General features: G+C 59.9%; 11 protein-coding genes. 5 read left to right on the top strand and 6 right to left on the bottom strand.

Annotation, left to right across the window (positions count from 1 at the left end):
- Positions 1-189: 189 nt before the first annotated feature.
- The 5 genes from MWU54_RS04415 to MWU54_RS04395 all read right to left on the bottom strand — a co-directional run bounded on the left by MWU54_RS04415 (position 190) and on the right by MWU54_RS04395 (position 5,532).
- The gene (locus MWU54_RS04415) at positions 190-945 is read right to left on the bottom strand and encodes an ABC transporter ATP-binding protein (protein WP_247081003.1); all 756 of its coding nucleotides are present in this window, start codon (positions 943-945) and stop codon (positions 190-192) included.
- Between the two features lie 88 nt (positions 946-1,033).
- A complete protein-coding gene (locus MWU54_RS04410) occupies positions 1,034-1,789 on the bottom strand; it encodes an ABC transporter ATP-binding protein (RefSeq protein ID WP_247081002.1) in 756 nt (251 codons plus the stop codon).
- A 12-nt stretch (positions 1,790-1,801) separates the two neighbouring features.
- Positions 1,802-3,043, bottom strand: a complete 1,242-nt coding sequence (locus tag MWU54_RS04405) for a branched-chain amino acid ABC transporter permease (protein WP_247081001.1) — start codon at positions 3,041-3,043, stop codon at positions 1,802-1,804.
- Between the two features lie 3 nt (positions 3,044-3,046).
- Complete coding sequence (locus tag MWU54_RS04400) at positions 3,047-4,078, bottom strand: branched-chain amino acid ABC transporter permease (protein WP_247081000.1); 1,032 nt, start codon at positions 4,076-4,078, stop codon at positions 3,047-3,049.
- A gap of 110 nt (positions 4,079-4,188) precedes the next feature.
- The gene (locus MWU54_RS04395; protein WP_247080999.1) at positions 4,189-5,532 is read right to left on the bottom strand and encodes a substrate-binding protein; all 1,344 of its coding nucleotides are present in this window, start codon (positions 5,530-5,532) and stop codon (positions 4,189-4,191) included.
- A gap of 219 nt (positions 5,533-5,751) precedes the next feature.
- Here MWU54_RS04395 and MWU54_RS04390 point away from each other — a divergent pair, with 219 nt between their 5' ends.
- From MWU54_RS04390 to MWU54_RS04370, 5 genes are all read left to right on the top strand, one after another.
- Positions 5,752-7,068 carry a helix-turn-helix domain-containing protein gene (locus MWU54_RS04390; protein ID WP_247080998.1) on the top strand — a complete coding sequence of 439 codons (1,317 nt, stop codon included), beginning with the start codon at positions 5,752-5,754 and terminating at the stop codon, positions 7,066-7,068.
- Between the two features lie 88 nt (positions 7,069-7,156).
- On the top strand, positions 7,157-7,525 hold the full coding sequence (locus tag MWU54_RS04385; protein WP_247080997.1) for a response regulator: 369 nt from the start codon (positions 7,157-7,159) through the stop codon (positions 7,523-7,525).
- Positions 7,522-7,803, top strand: a complete 282-nt coding sequence (locus tag MWU54_RS04380) for a hypothetical protein (RefSeq protein WP_247080996.1) — start codon at positions 7,522-7,524, stop codon at positions 7,801-7,803. Before MWU54_RS04385 ends, MWU54_RS04380 begins: the two co-directional genes overlap by 4 nt.
- The gene (locus tag MWU54_RS04375) at positions 7,800-10,487 is read left to right on the top strand and encodes an ATP-binding protein (protein ID WP_247080995.1); all 2,688 of its coding nucleotides are present in this window, start codon (positions 7,800-7,802) and stop codon (positions 10,485-10,487) included. The genes MWU54_RS04380 and MWU54_RS04375 overlap by 4 nt, the downstream gene beginning before the upstream one ends.
- Before the next feature lie 87 nt (positions 10,488-10,574).
- The gene (locus MWU54_RS04370) at positions 10,575-11,594 is read left to right on the top strand and encodes a FliM/FliN family flagellar motor switch protein (RefSeq protein ID WP_247080994.1); all 1,020 of its coding nucleotides are present in this window, start codon (positions 10,575-10,577) and stop codon (positions 11,592-11,594) included.
- Here the strand turns inward: MWU54_RS04370 and MWU54_RS04365 are convergent.
- Positions 11,591-12,022, bottom strand: a complete 432-nt coding sequence (locus tag MWU54_RS04365) for a TIGR01244 family sulfur transferase (protein ID WP_247080993.1) — start codon at positions 12,020-12,022, stop codon at positions 11,591-11,593. The two genes, MWU54_RS04370 and MWU54_RS04365, sit on opposite strands and share 4 nt — an antisense overlap.
- Position 12,023: the final 1 nt, after the last annotated feature.

Below are 12,023 nucleotides of genomic sequence, written 5' to 3'. Positions count from 1 at the left end.
TCAGACACCGACCGCGCATACATCTCCTCGTACCGCGCCGCATCAACATGCGCCCGCGATACCAGATCGGACGAGGGGGGATAGGTTTTGGCTGTCATTTGGGATCCTCCTGTTTGGTCAAAACAAAACGCCCTTGCCTGGAAAAAGGCAAGGGCGGCAATAGTCGCAGCGTCTCATACGAAGCCGGGCTTAGATCGCCAGGTATTCGGCCCGCAGAGAGTCATTCTCCAGAACCTCTTCGGCGCTGCCGTCGAACACGATGGACCCTGTATCAAGGATGATGGCCCGGTCCGCCAGCTGCAGCGCGCGCACGGCGTTCTGTTCGACAAGGATGGTTGTCATGCCCTGTTCCTTGATGAGGCGCAGAGTCTTTTCGATCTCGTCGACGATCACCGGAGCAAGGCCTTCGTAAGGTTCGTCCAACAGCAGTACCTTGATGTCACGGGCGAGGGCGCGGGCGATGGACAGCATTTGCTGTTCCCCCCCCGAAAGTGTCACACCTTCCTGCTTGCGGCGTTCGCCAAGGCGCGGGAAGAGATCGTACAGACGCTCGATTGACCAGCCGATGGGTGGGGCAATCTGGGCCAGTTGCAGGTTTTCCTCGACCGTGAGACCAGGAATGATGCAGCGGTCTTCGGGGACAAGCCCAAGGCCGACACCGGCGGCTTCATACGAGGTCATGTTGTGCAGCGGCTTGTGATCCAGCCAAATCTCGCCGTGATTAACCTGTGGTTCATCCATCCGTGCGATAGAGCGCAAAGTGGTTGTTTTGCCCGCCCCGTTCCGACCCAGAAGAGCGAGGATTTCACCCTCGTGCACATTAAAGGAGATGCCCTGTACGATGTAGCTTTCACCATAATAGCTGTGCATGTCCCAGACGGACAGGAAGGCCGGGGCCGTTTCGGCCATGTTGCGGCCTTTTGAGAAGTCTGGTCTTACGTTCATATTTGTATCCCCCTTGGCGGGTGCCGGGCTGAAGCCCGGCCTACGGGTTGCGGTGTCGGCCGGGCATCCGCCCGGCACACGGGATCGCTTAGGCGGCTTCGCCGAGATAGGCCTCTTTGACCTTCGGGTGGCCCTTGATGTTCTCGGGTGAATCCTCGACCAGCGGGGTGCCCTGTGCGAGAACCGTGATCCGTTCAGCGAGAGAGAACACAACATGCATGTCGTGTTCGATGATCGCGATGGTGATGTCGCGTGTCTCTTTGATCTCTTTGAGCAGATCGATGGTATTGTTGGTATCCGCCCGCGCCATGCCTGCTGTCGGTTCATCGAGCAGCAGAAGCTTGGGGTTCTGAACAAGGCACATGGCCATTTCCAGCCGCCGTTTGTCACCGCGTGACATGGAGGCGGAATGCATGTTCCGCTTGTCGAGCATGTTCACGTCTTCAAGCATCTGTTCGGCCTGATCGCGCAATTCCGCTTCGGAGGTCACGGACCGAATGCCATGCAGCGCAAAGGAACCATCCCGACGGGCGAAACAGGGGATCAGCATGTTTTCCATCACCGTCAGATCCCCGAAGATCTCGGGAGTCTGGAATACGCGGCTGATGCCCATCTGGTTGATCTCGAACGGGGTGCGGCCGAGCACCGACTGGCCGTCAAACATCACCGAACCCGTGTCGGGGATCAGTTTTCCGACGAGGCAGTTGAGCAAGGTCGATTTGCCCGCACCATTGGGCCCGATGATCGCGTGCACGGTGTTTTCCGCGACGCTGAGGTTCACATCCCCCAGCGCCTGCAACCCGCCGAACCGCTTGTTGACGTCTTTGACTTCAAGAATTCCCATCTCAACGTCTCCTTATTCTGCAGGTTCAGTGGTGGCGGTTTTGGTGTCGTCGGTCTTCTTGCGACGCACCATCGCGGCCAGTTTCTGACCACCCTGGACAAGACCGCCGGGCAGGAAGATCACCACCAGCATGAAGATAATGCCAAGTGTCAGGTGCCAGCCTTTGCCGATGAACGGGTAGATCATTGTCACGACAATGTCCTCAAGCCCGTCGGGCAGGAAGGCGAACCAGCTGTGCAGGATGTCCGAGTTGATCTTGGAAATGATGTTTTCCATGTACTTGATCGCACCAGCCCCCAGAACCGGGCCGATCAGCGTACCAACGCCACCCAGGATGGTCATCAGCACCACCTCGCCGGAGGCTGTCCAGAACATGCGTTCGGGGCCGGCCAGCGGATCCATCGCGGCCATCAGGCCCCCGGCAAGACCGGCATACATGCCCGAGATCACGAACGCGGCCAGCATATAGGGACGGGGGTTCATGCCAGTATAGTTCAGACGTTGCTGGTTTGATTTGATCGACCTGAGCACCATGCCGAACGGGGATCGGAAAATGCGGATCGACAGGTAGAAGGCGAGCAGCATGATCACGGCGCTGAAGTAATAGCCCGCCGAGAAGGTAAAGACCCAATCGCCGACATTCAGTTCCGTGGCACTGCGCATCTCAAGGCCGAAGAGGCTAGGGACAGGGATGTTGCCGTCTGCCGTTGTCTGTGCGCCAAAGATGCGCGGGTCAGATTGCGTCAGTTGCAGACCGGTTTCCCCACCCGTCAGACCTTTTTGCAGGAGGCCTTGTTTATCGGGGCCGTCCATGTCGGTCGCCAGAACCGAATAGGCCAGCGAGTAGGACATCATTGCAAAGGCGAGTGTCAGGATCGAGAAGTAGATCCCCGACCGCCGCAGGCTGACGTAGCCAATCAGGATCGCAAAGATCCCCGAGGTGACAACGGACAAAGCCAGCGCTGGCAGCACGTTCATGCCAAAGAGCTTGAACATCCACATGGCGGCGTAGGATCCGACACCCAGAAAGGCCGCGTGGCCAAAGGACAGATACCCGGTCAGGCCAAACAGGATGTTAAATCCGATGGCAAAAATCCCGAAGATCACGAACCGCTGCATCAGGTCCGGGTATCCCGCGTTGAACTGCGCCCAGCCAGAGCTTTCCGGGAACGGGTTGAGCAGAAACGGTGCAAACACCACCAGTGCAACGACGAGCAGAAGGAGCGAGCCGTCTTTCTTGTTCAATCCAAACATGGCTTAATCCTCCATCACGCCTTTGCGCCCCATCAGACCGCGTGGACGGGTCAGAAGGATCACAATGGCGACGAGATAAATGATGATTTGGTTGAGGCCCGGCAGGATGTCGAGAACCTCGCGCATGGATGCAAAGCTTTCGAGGATGCCCAACAGGAAACCGGCCAGAACCGCCCCTGGCAGGGACCCCATGCCGCCGACAACAACCACAACAAAGCTCAGGACAAGGAAGTCCATCCCCATATGATAATTGGGCGAGGTGATCGGCGCGTACATCACGCCCGCCAAACCAGCGACCGCTGCCGCCAGGCCGAACATGATGGTGAAGCGCTTGTCGATATTGATGCCTAACAGACCCACGGTTTCGCGATCCGCCATGCCTGCCCGGACAACCATCCCGAAGGTGGTGAATTGCAGGAAGGCAAAGACAGCGCCGATAATCACAGCGGCAAAGGCGAAATAGACCAAACGCCAGTACGGATAGATGATCGTCCCCGGGTCAAAGCCAATGAGCGCGCCGAAATCGAACGATCCGATAAATGCCTCGGGGGCCGGGGTCGGGATCGGGTTCGCGCCGTAGAAATACTTGATGATCTCCTGAAGCACGATGGCAAGACCAAAGGTCACGAGGATCTGGTCCGCGTGCGGGCGCTTGTAGAAGTGCTTGATCAGCCCGCGCTCCATGATCACACCGATCAGGATCATCACCGGGATGGCCAGCAGGATCGACAGCGGCACCGCCCAGTCAATGATCGTGGCACCGGCGGTTTCCCCGAAGATGCTGTAGATATAGGGCACATCCCGGGTGGCTTGGTTGCCAAGGAAATCGACCTCTCCGGGGATTTCAACTTTGTGGCTCACGCTGATCAGGCGCGACAGGGTCACAGCGCAGAACGCGCCGATCATGAACAACGCGCCGTGCGCAAAGTTCACCACGCCCAGCGTGCCGAAGATGAGTGTCAGGCCCAGCGCGATCAGCGCATAGGCAGAGCCCTTATCGAGCCCGTTCAGAATTTGCAGAATTATGGCGTCCATTGCCCCACCCTTTGCGGTCAGAAGTGTGGAAGTGCAGACAGCCCCGGCTTAGGCCACGGGCTGAGGCAGAGAAGGGGCAGGCCCAAAGGCCCGCCCCGGAAAACAGCGGCTTAGGCGCCGTTGTTGCAGGAGCCCAACTGGCCACCTGCGAATTGCGGGTGATCGGGGGCGTATGTGACCTGATCCACCGGCGTGACTTCGACAATCTCAAGAAGGTCGAATTCGGAGGTCGGGTTTTCTTTCCCTTTCACAACCAGCACGTCTTTGAAGCACTGGTGATCGTCGCCACGGTACAATGTTGGACCGTTGCCCATGCCGTCGAATTCGAAGTCCTTGAGAGCTTCGCCAACCGCACATGGTGCGAAGGAGCCTGCACGCTCGACCGCGTCTGCATAGAGCAGCGCCTGAACGTAGCATGTGTGTGCCGCCTGGCTTGGCGGGAAGCCGTACTTGGTGCCAAAGGACTTTACGAACGCTTTGGAGCCTTCGTCCTGCAGCGACCAGTGCCAGTTTGTGGAACCGAAGATGCCCTTAACGTTGGCACCCGCACCCTTCGCCATCAGGCGGGAGTAGAGCGGAACAACGATTTCAAACTGTTTGCCGTTGGCGATCCGGTCACGCAGACCGAACTGCACCGCGTTGGTGAGCGAGTTCACCATGTTGCCGCCGTAGTGGTTGAGAACCAGAACGTCCGCATCCGACTGCAGAACCGGCGTGATGTAGGACGAGAAGTCCGTCTGTGTCAGCGGTGTCAGAACCGTGCCGACAGTTTCCCAGCCCATCGCCTCGGTCGAGGATTTGACAGCCTCTTCCGTGGTGTAGCCCCAGTTGTAGTCCGCTGTCAGGTGGTAGGCTTTACGATCGGTGCCGTAGTTTGCCGCCAGAACAGGCGCAAGTGCCGCACCGGACATGTATGAGTTAAAGAAGTGACGGAAGCCGTTGGCTTTCTTGTCTTTACCCGTTGTGTCGTTCGAGTGTGTCAGACCCGCCATGAAGATGATGCCGGCTTCCTGGCACAGCGCCTGAACGGCAACAGCCACACCCGAGGACGAGCCGCCTGTGATCATCACAGCGCCGTCTTTTTCGATCATCGACTTGGCCGATGCGCGCGCCGCGTCAGACTTTGTCTGCGTGTCGCCTGTGACGTATTCGACTTTCTTGCCAAGGATACCGTTGCCCTGAAGTGCCTTCGACGAGAAGGTGTTCAGCATGCCGCCGTCGCCTTCACCGTTCAGGTGCTCTACGGCCAGTTCATAGGCGCGCAGTTCGTCTGCGCCTTCGTCCGCGTAGGGGCCGGACTGTGGTACGTTGAAACCCAGTGTCACGGTCGATCCCGTGGGTGCGTTTGTGAAACCGCTGTCTTGCGCCGACAGATACGTCGGAAGCGCGAGGCCAGCGCCTGCGACTGCGCCGGTCTTCAGCACGCCACGGCGTGTCAGGTTGCCTTTGGACATATTATCCTCCCAATGTCTTTAAGGGTCTGGCAGCAATCCTCCCGCCGCCAATACCGCACATATGTGCAAATTGATTATCGGCTATGCATGGAAAACATAGCAATAAGCGCTTTGACCCAAACGATTTTTCTGTCAATAAATGCACAATGCATTGCAGAAATCTGTAAAAAAGTTTCTTCTGCGTTGCAGAAAGCGCTTGATTCATCACAGGATTTACCGATGCCCCGCGACACTCTGACAGGCAGCCGTATCCGCGAACGGCGCGTGATGGCGGGCATCAAACAGTCAGAGCTTGCCAAACGTGCGGATATCTCGCCCTCGTATCTGAACTTGATCGAACACAACCGTCGCAGAATCGGCGGGAAGTTGCTGGTCGATATTGCCTATGCGCTTGGGGTCGAACCGACGTCCCTGACCGAAGGGGCGGAAACGGCGCTTCTGGCCACCCTGCGCGAGGCCGCATCAGAGACCGACCTGCCTGCGGAAGAACTGTCGCGGGTCGAGGAATTCGCCGGGCGGTTTCCCGGCTGGGCACAGCTTTTGGCCGACACCCAGCGAAAGGTGGAAACCCTGCAGCGCAGCGTTGAAACCCTGACCGATCGCATGACGCATGACCCGCATCTGGCGGCATCGCTGCACGAAATGCTGTCCACGGTCACCGCGATCCGGTCCGCGGCCTCGATCCTTGCGGAGCCGGGGGATATCGAACCGGAATGGCAACGCCGCTTCAATCGCAACATCTACGAAGACAGCGCCCGTCTGGCCGATACCAGCCGCTCTTTGGCGCAATATCTGGAAGAAGTAGACAGCGAGGCGTCTGAAACCAACGCGCCGCAAGATGAAATCGACGCCGTGTTTCAACAAGCCGGATTCCATTTCCCGATGCTGGAAACCGCCGAGGCCGATGTCGACAGCGTGGTTGCGCATTTCGGGGCAGACCTATCGCAATCGGCACGCTGGTTGTTGCACTTGGCGTTGACGCGATACCGTCAGGATGCGGCGAAAATCCCGCTGAACGCCTGCGCAGAGGTTATTGATCGCACGGGGGCCGATCCGCTGGCCCTTGCCGATGCGTTCGACACTGATATCCCAACCGCGATGCGCCGCTTGGCGCAGATGCCGGACGAGGGCCTTGCCGATCCGGTTGGACTTGCCATCTGTGACGGGGCGGGCGTGACCACGTTCCGCAAGCCGCTGCCGGAATTCCCGCTGCCGCGTCTGGGCGCCGGATGTTCGCTCTGGCCGCTGTATCGTGCGCTGACGCGCCCGATGCTGGTGTATTCGCAATTGCTGGAACAATCATCGCGCGCCGCATCCCGGCATCGCGCAATCGCCGTGGCGCAACCGATCCGCCGCGGCAAGCTGGGCGAAGAGGTGCATTTCGAAAGCCACATGCTGATTGTGCCCGAACCCAGGACGAACACCGCCGAACCGGTGCATGAAGTGGGGCTGACCTGTCGCATCTGCCCTCATCCCGATTGCGAGGTCCGGCGCGAGTTGTCGATTTTGGTGGCGACAAAAGGCCAGAATTTTTGACACATTGCCCATTCAGCGTATTAGTCTAGGCACACGGGTGACGTAACACGAAGACGACCGGTGATGAATTGCACCGGTAGGGGGGCAGATGTCGAAACAGGTGTTGTTGATCGAAGATGAGCCAAACATCATCGAGGCGATCAGCTTTATTCTGTCGCGCGATGGCTGGTCGGTCAAAACCCATTCGAACGGGGCGGATGCCGTTGACAAGGTCAAGGAACGACAGCCGGATGTGCTGATCCTTGATGTCATGCTGCCGGGCAAAAGCGGCTACGACATCCTGCGCGAACTGCGCGATGATCCCAACCATTCAGAGCTTCCCGTTCTGATGTTGACCGCGCGCGGGCAAACCAAGGACCGGGAAATCGCCGAACGCGCCGGGTGCAACGCGTTTATGACCAAACCCTTTTCCAACGCCGACATGTTGGAGACCGTGAGAACCTTGGCCGCCAAATGACCGAACCGTCCGACAGGCCCGTTGCGTCAGCAGTCTTTCATGAACGAAAGACCTATCGTCGCCGCAGGGTCATTGATGCGGCCCGGATTGCGCCATTCCTGACGGTCTTTCTCTGGAGCATTCCACTGGTCTGGCCGCAAACCGGCGAAGACCGGGTCAGCAGCGCGTCGGCGCTGATCTATATCTTCGCCGTCTGGGCCGGTGTCATTTTGCTGACCTTCGGCCTGTCGCGCGCCTTGGCAAAGTCGATGGACCCACAGGTGGACGACGACAGATGAGCACGCTCAACCTTCTGCTGATCGTGTGCCTTGGCTATGTGTCGTTCCTGTTCTTCGTGGCGTTTGCCGCAGACCGGATGGCCATGCAGGGGCGCAAGGCGTGGTTGCGCTCACCGCTGATCTACACGCTGTCTCTGTCGATCTATTGCACCGCCTGGACGTTTTACGGCGCGGTCGGGTCGGCCGCGCGGACGGGGTTTGAATATCTGACCATCTATCTGGGGCCAACGCTGGTCATGGTCAGCTGGTGGTGGCTGCTGCGCAAACTGATCCGTATTGGCCGCACCCAGAAAATCACCTCGATTGCTGACCTGATTTCGTCCCGATACGGCAAATCCAGCCTGCTGGCCGCCGGTGTCACGATATTGGCCGTGATCGGCACAACGCCCTATATCGCGCTGCAATTGCAGTCGGTCACCTTGTCGTTTTCGGTCTTCGCCACCGATGCGGATGGCGCGTCCGCGGATGGCAATGGCAATCTGGCGCTGTGGCTGTCGCTTGGGATGGCGCTGTTTACGGTGCTTTTCGGCACCCGGAACCTTGATGCGAAGGAACGCCATGACGGGGTTGTCATGGCCATCGCGATCGAGGCTGTGGTCAAGCTGGTTGCGCTGCTTTCGGTTGGCATCTTTGTTGTCTGGGGGGTCACCGGCGGTGTGTCCGAGGCTTTGGCCCGGATCGAGGTGTCCGAGTTCGGGCACTGGCAAACCGACCGCAGCCGGTGGGCGGGGTTGATCTTCCTCTCTGCTGCCGCCGTCCTTTGCCTGCCGCGTATGTTCCAGGTGCTGGTGGTCGAAAACGACGACGAAAGCCACCTGCGCACCGCCAGTTGGGCCTTTCCGCTGTATCTCGGGTTGATGAGCCTGTTTGTCGTGCCGATTGCGGTTGTTGGCCTTGATGTGCTGCCTGACGGGTCGAACCCGGACCTGTTTGTCCTGACCATCCCCCTCGCGCTGGGGCAGGACGGGTTGGCAATGCTGTCTTTCCTTGGCGGGTTCAGCTCGGCCACCTCCATGGTGATCGTTGCGGCGATTGCACTGTCGACGATGGTGTCGAACCATATCGTGATGCCGATCTGGCTCAAATTGCTGCCCAGTGGCGCAAGCGTGTCGGGCGATGTGCGCCATACGGTTCTGCTGTCGCGCCGTATTTCGATCGTGGCAGTGGTGATGCTGGGGTATTTCTATTTTCGCATGTCAAGCGGCGGTGAGGCCCTGTCAGCCATCGGTCTTGTGGCCTTTTGCGGACTGGCGCAGGTCTTGCCCGCCATGCTGGGCGGCGTGTTCTGGCGCGGCGCAACCCGGCTTGGGGCGTTTGCCGGGCTGACACTGGGCTTTGCAATCTGGCTCTATACACTGTTCCTGCCAAGCTTTGGCGCGGGGACGGTTCTACCCTTGTCGCTGGTCGAAAACGGATTGTTCGGATTGGTTTGGTTGAAACCCGATGCGCTGTTCGGCATCGAAGGCATCGACCCGCTGATGCATGCATTGTTGTGGAGCATGGCCTTCAACGTCTCTGGCTTTGTGCTGGTGTCGCTGGTGACATTCCCGTCCCCGCTTGAACGGCTGCAGGCGGCGCAATTCGTCAATATCTTTGATCGCTCCACCAATGCCCGAAGCTGGTCGCGCGGCGGGGCCGAGGCCGAAGAACTGATGATCATGGCGCAGCGCATTCTGGGTGCCAAGGAAGCGCAGGTGCTGTTTGCGGAATATGCCGCAAAGCAGGGTGTGCGCGGGGATCTGCCGGACCCGACACCGGATTTCCTTGAAGTGCTGGAGCGCGAACTGGGCAGTTCGGTCGGTGCGGCCACGGCCCATGCGATGGTGGGGCAGATCACCGGCGGTATGGCGGTGTCGGTCGAAGACCTGATGGCGGTGGCGGATGAGACGGCGCAGATGCTCGAATACTCGGCCCGGCTCAAGGAACAGTCCGAAGAACTCAGCCGCACCGCGCTGGAATTGCGCAACGCGAACCAGAAACTCACCCGGCTTTCGATCCAGAAGGATGCGTTTCTCAGCCAGATCAGCCATGAATTGCGCACGCCCATGACCTCGATCCGCGCGTTTTCGGAAATCCTGCGCGACACCGACCAGATGAACCCTGAAGACCAGTCGCGCTATGCGTCCATCATCCATGACGAAGCCCAGCGTCTGACACGGTTGCTCGATGATCTTCTGGATCTGAGCGTGGTGGAAAACGGACAGGTGAACCTGAACATCCGCGAAGGCACGCTGAAGGACGCTCTGGATCGGGCCGTGGCTTCAGCCGGGATCGGAGAGGACGGCGTGCATCTGGACATCACCCGTGTCCCACAGCGCGAAGATCTCATGCTTGAGACCGATCTTGACCGCCTGAGCCAGGTGTTCATCAATCTGATCGCCAATGCCCGCAAATACTGTGATGCGGACTGCCCGAAACTGGCCATTCGCGTCATGCAAGAGGCAGATCGCGTGGTGATTGATTTCCATGACAACGGCTCGGGCATTTCCCCCGAAGCCGCCGATATGATCTTTGAAAAATTCGCCCGCGTCAGCGATCAGAAAGCGGGGGGCGCAGGGCTTGGGTTGGCCATTTGCCGCCAGGTGATGACCCGTCTGGGCGGCTCGGTCGATTACATTCCGTCCCAGACCGGCGCGACGTTCCGTGTGGTGTTGCCGTACCGGCTGGCGATGGCGGCGCAGTAACCGGGCGAATAACTGCGGCGCTAAACCCTTGGTAACCAATTCCCGCAATAACGGTGGGATGACGGCGACAAGGGATCACAAGTGGCCATGACAGACGACGCACCTGACTCCGTTCTGGAACGCAAGGCGCAGGCGCAGCGCAAGGCGTTGGGCGTCGGCGCGGTGTCGGTCCCGCGGGCACTGGCGCGCAGCCTGTCGATTGCGGCGGATGCGTTGTGGGGGTTGGGTCTGTCTTGCGATCTTGTGCACCATGACAGCTCTGCCGCCGACCGCGCGCTGCGCTACGTGACGCCGGATCAGCTTTTGCTGGTGCTGGAAACCGAAACCGGTGCGCGCGGATTGGTGGCAGTTGACCGGTCGCTGCTGACTGGACTGATTGAAATCCAGACCCTGGGCAAGGTCACGCAATTTCCGTTGGACGACCGCCGCTTTACCCCCACCGATGCCGCGATGGTTGCGCCGTTGCTGAACGCGGCGCTGCCACGCTGTGCGTCCATGTTGTCCACCCAACCGGACATGGCGCACCTGCACGGCTTTGCCTTTGGCGCCTTGGTGGACGATCTTCAGGCGGCCACACTGGCGCTTGAGGCTGACGCGTATCAGGTCCTTGTCTACACGATCAATCTGGAGGGGGAGACGCGAACCGGGCGCGCGGTCTTCTGTTTTCCGGAACCCGTGGCAGACGCGATGGATGCCAAGGGTGGGCAGCAGGGCAAGTATCGCGCGGTGCTTCAACTGGTGCCCACACGCATGCATGCGGTTCTGACGCGCATCCATCTGCCGCTGTCAAAGGCCCGCGCGCTGCGGCCGGGGGATGTGCTGGAGATATCACCGGGCGCGGTGACCACGGCATCGCTTGTCGTCGATGGCGGCTTTGTTGCGGCGCAGGGAAAGCTGGGCCAGCTCAACGGCTTTAGGGCATTGCGCATCGGATCGGAAGATCCCCGCGCGCCGCGCGCCGCGCCGTCCGATCCCGTCTTGTCCGGGCCGGATGCACCATCACCGGTCGATCAGGGGTCACAGACCGCGACCGATGCCACGGTGCTGGACACCCTGCCGTCGTCGATGGATGGCGTTGCCGACGCGATGAACCCGCTTGCGACCTAGCGCGCGCCGGCGGCCAGTGCGTCAAGTGTCGGGCGCATACCGCTCAAATCATAGCCGGCACGACCGGTCGCGTCGAGGATGGCATCGGCATCCATCTGCCCCGCCTGACTCAGGGCCCAGACGATCGAACAGCGCGTGCCAGATGCGCAATAGGCCAGCACGGGACCCTCTGCTTGCGCAACCAGCGCGGCCTGTTCTGCAACCCGGTCCGGTGTCATCGTCTGATGGGTCAGCGGAAGAACCTCGAACCGCAGACCGGCGGCCTCAACCGCCGCGCGCATGGCGTCCGATTGGTGCGATGGCGGCACCTCGGCGTCCGGGCGGTTGCAGATCACCATCGCGATGCCCGCATCCTTGATGGCAGGCGCGTCTTCGGGGTTGATCTGCGGAGAGACGTGATAGCGGTCGGTGATGTGACGAATATCCATG

Source organism: Marivita sp. S6314 (assembly GCF_023015985.1).
Lineage (GTDB): Bacteria > Pseudomonadota > Alphaproteobacteria > Rhodobacterales > Rhodobacteraceae > Marivita.
This window is presented reverse-complemented; position numbering and strand designations above follow the sequence as displayed.

Bases quoted from the DNA above. Each gene is read 5' to 3' on its own strand.
- MWU54_RS04415 (WP_247081003.1), bottom strand. From the start codon at position 945: ATGAACGTAAGACCAGACTTCTCAAAAGGCCGCAACATGGCCGAAACG.
- MWU54_RS04410 (WP_247081002.1), bottom strand. From the start codon at position 1,789: ATGGGAATTCTTGAAGTCAAAGACGTCAACAAGCGGTTCGGCGGGTTG.
- MWU54_RS04405 (WP_247081001.1), bottom strand. From the start codon at position 3,043: ATGTTTGGATTGAACAAGAAAGACGGCTCGCTCCTTCTGCTCGTCGTT.
- MWU54_RS04400 (WP_247081000.1), bottom strand. From the start codon at position 4,078: ATGGACGCCATAATTCTGCAAATTCTGAACGGGCTCGATAAGGGCTCT.
- MWU54_RS04395 (WP_247080999.1), bottom strand. From the start codon at position 5,532: ATGTCCAAAGGCAACCTGACACGCCGTGGCGTGCTGAAGACCGGCGCA.
- MWU54_RS04390 (WP_247080998.1), top strand. From the start codon at position 5,752: ATGCCCCGCGACACTCTGACAGGCAGCCGTATCCGCGAACGGCGCGTG.
- MWU54_RS04385 (WP_247080997.1), top strand. From the start codon at position 7,157: ATGTCGAAACAGGTGTTGTTGATCGAAGATGAGCCAAACATCATCGAG.
- MWU54_RS04380 (WP_247080996.1), top strand. From the start codon at position 7,522: ATGACCGAACCGTCCGACAGGCCCGTTGCGTCAGCAGTCTTTCATGAA.
- MWU54_RS04375 (WP_247080995.1), top strand. From the start codon at position 7,800: ATGAGCACGCTCAACCTTCTGCTGATCGTGTGCCTTGGCTATGTGTCG.
- MWU54_RS04370 (WP_247080994.1), top strand. From the start codon at position 10,575: ATGACAGACGACGCACCTGACTCCGTTCTGGAACGCAAGGCGCAGGCG.
- MWU54_RS04365 (WP_247080993.1), bottom strand. From the start codon at position 12,022: ATGGATATTCGTCACATCACCGACCGCTATCACGTCTCTCCGCAGATC.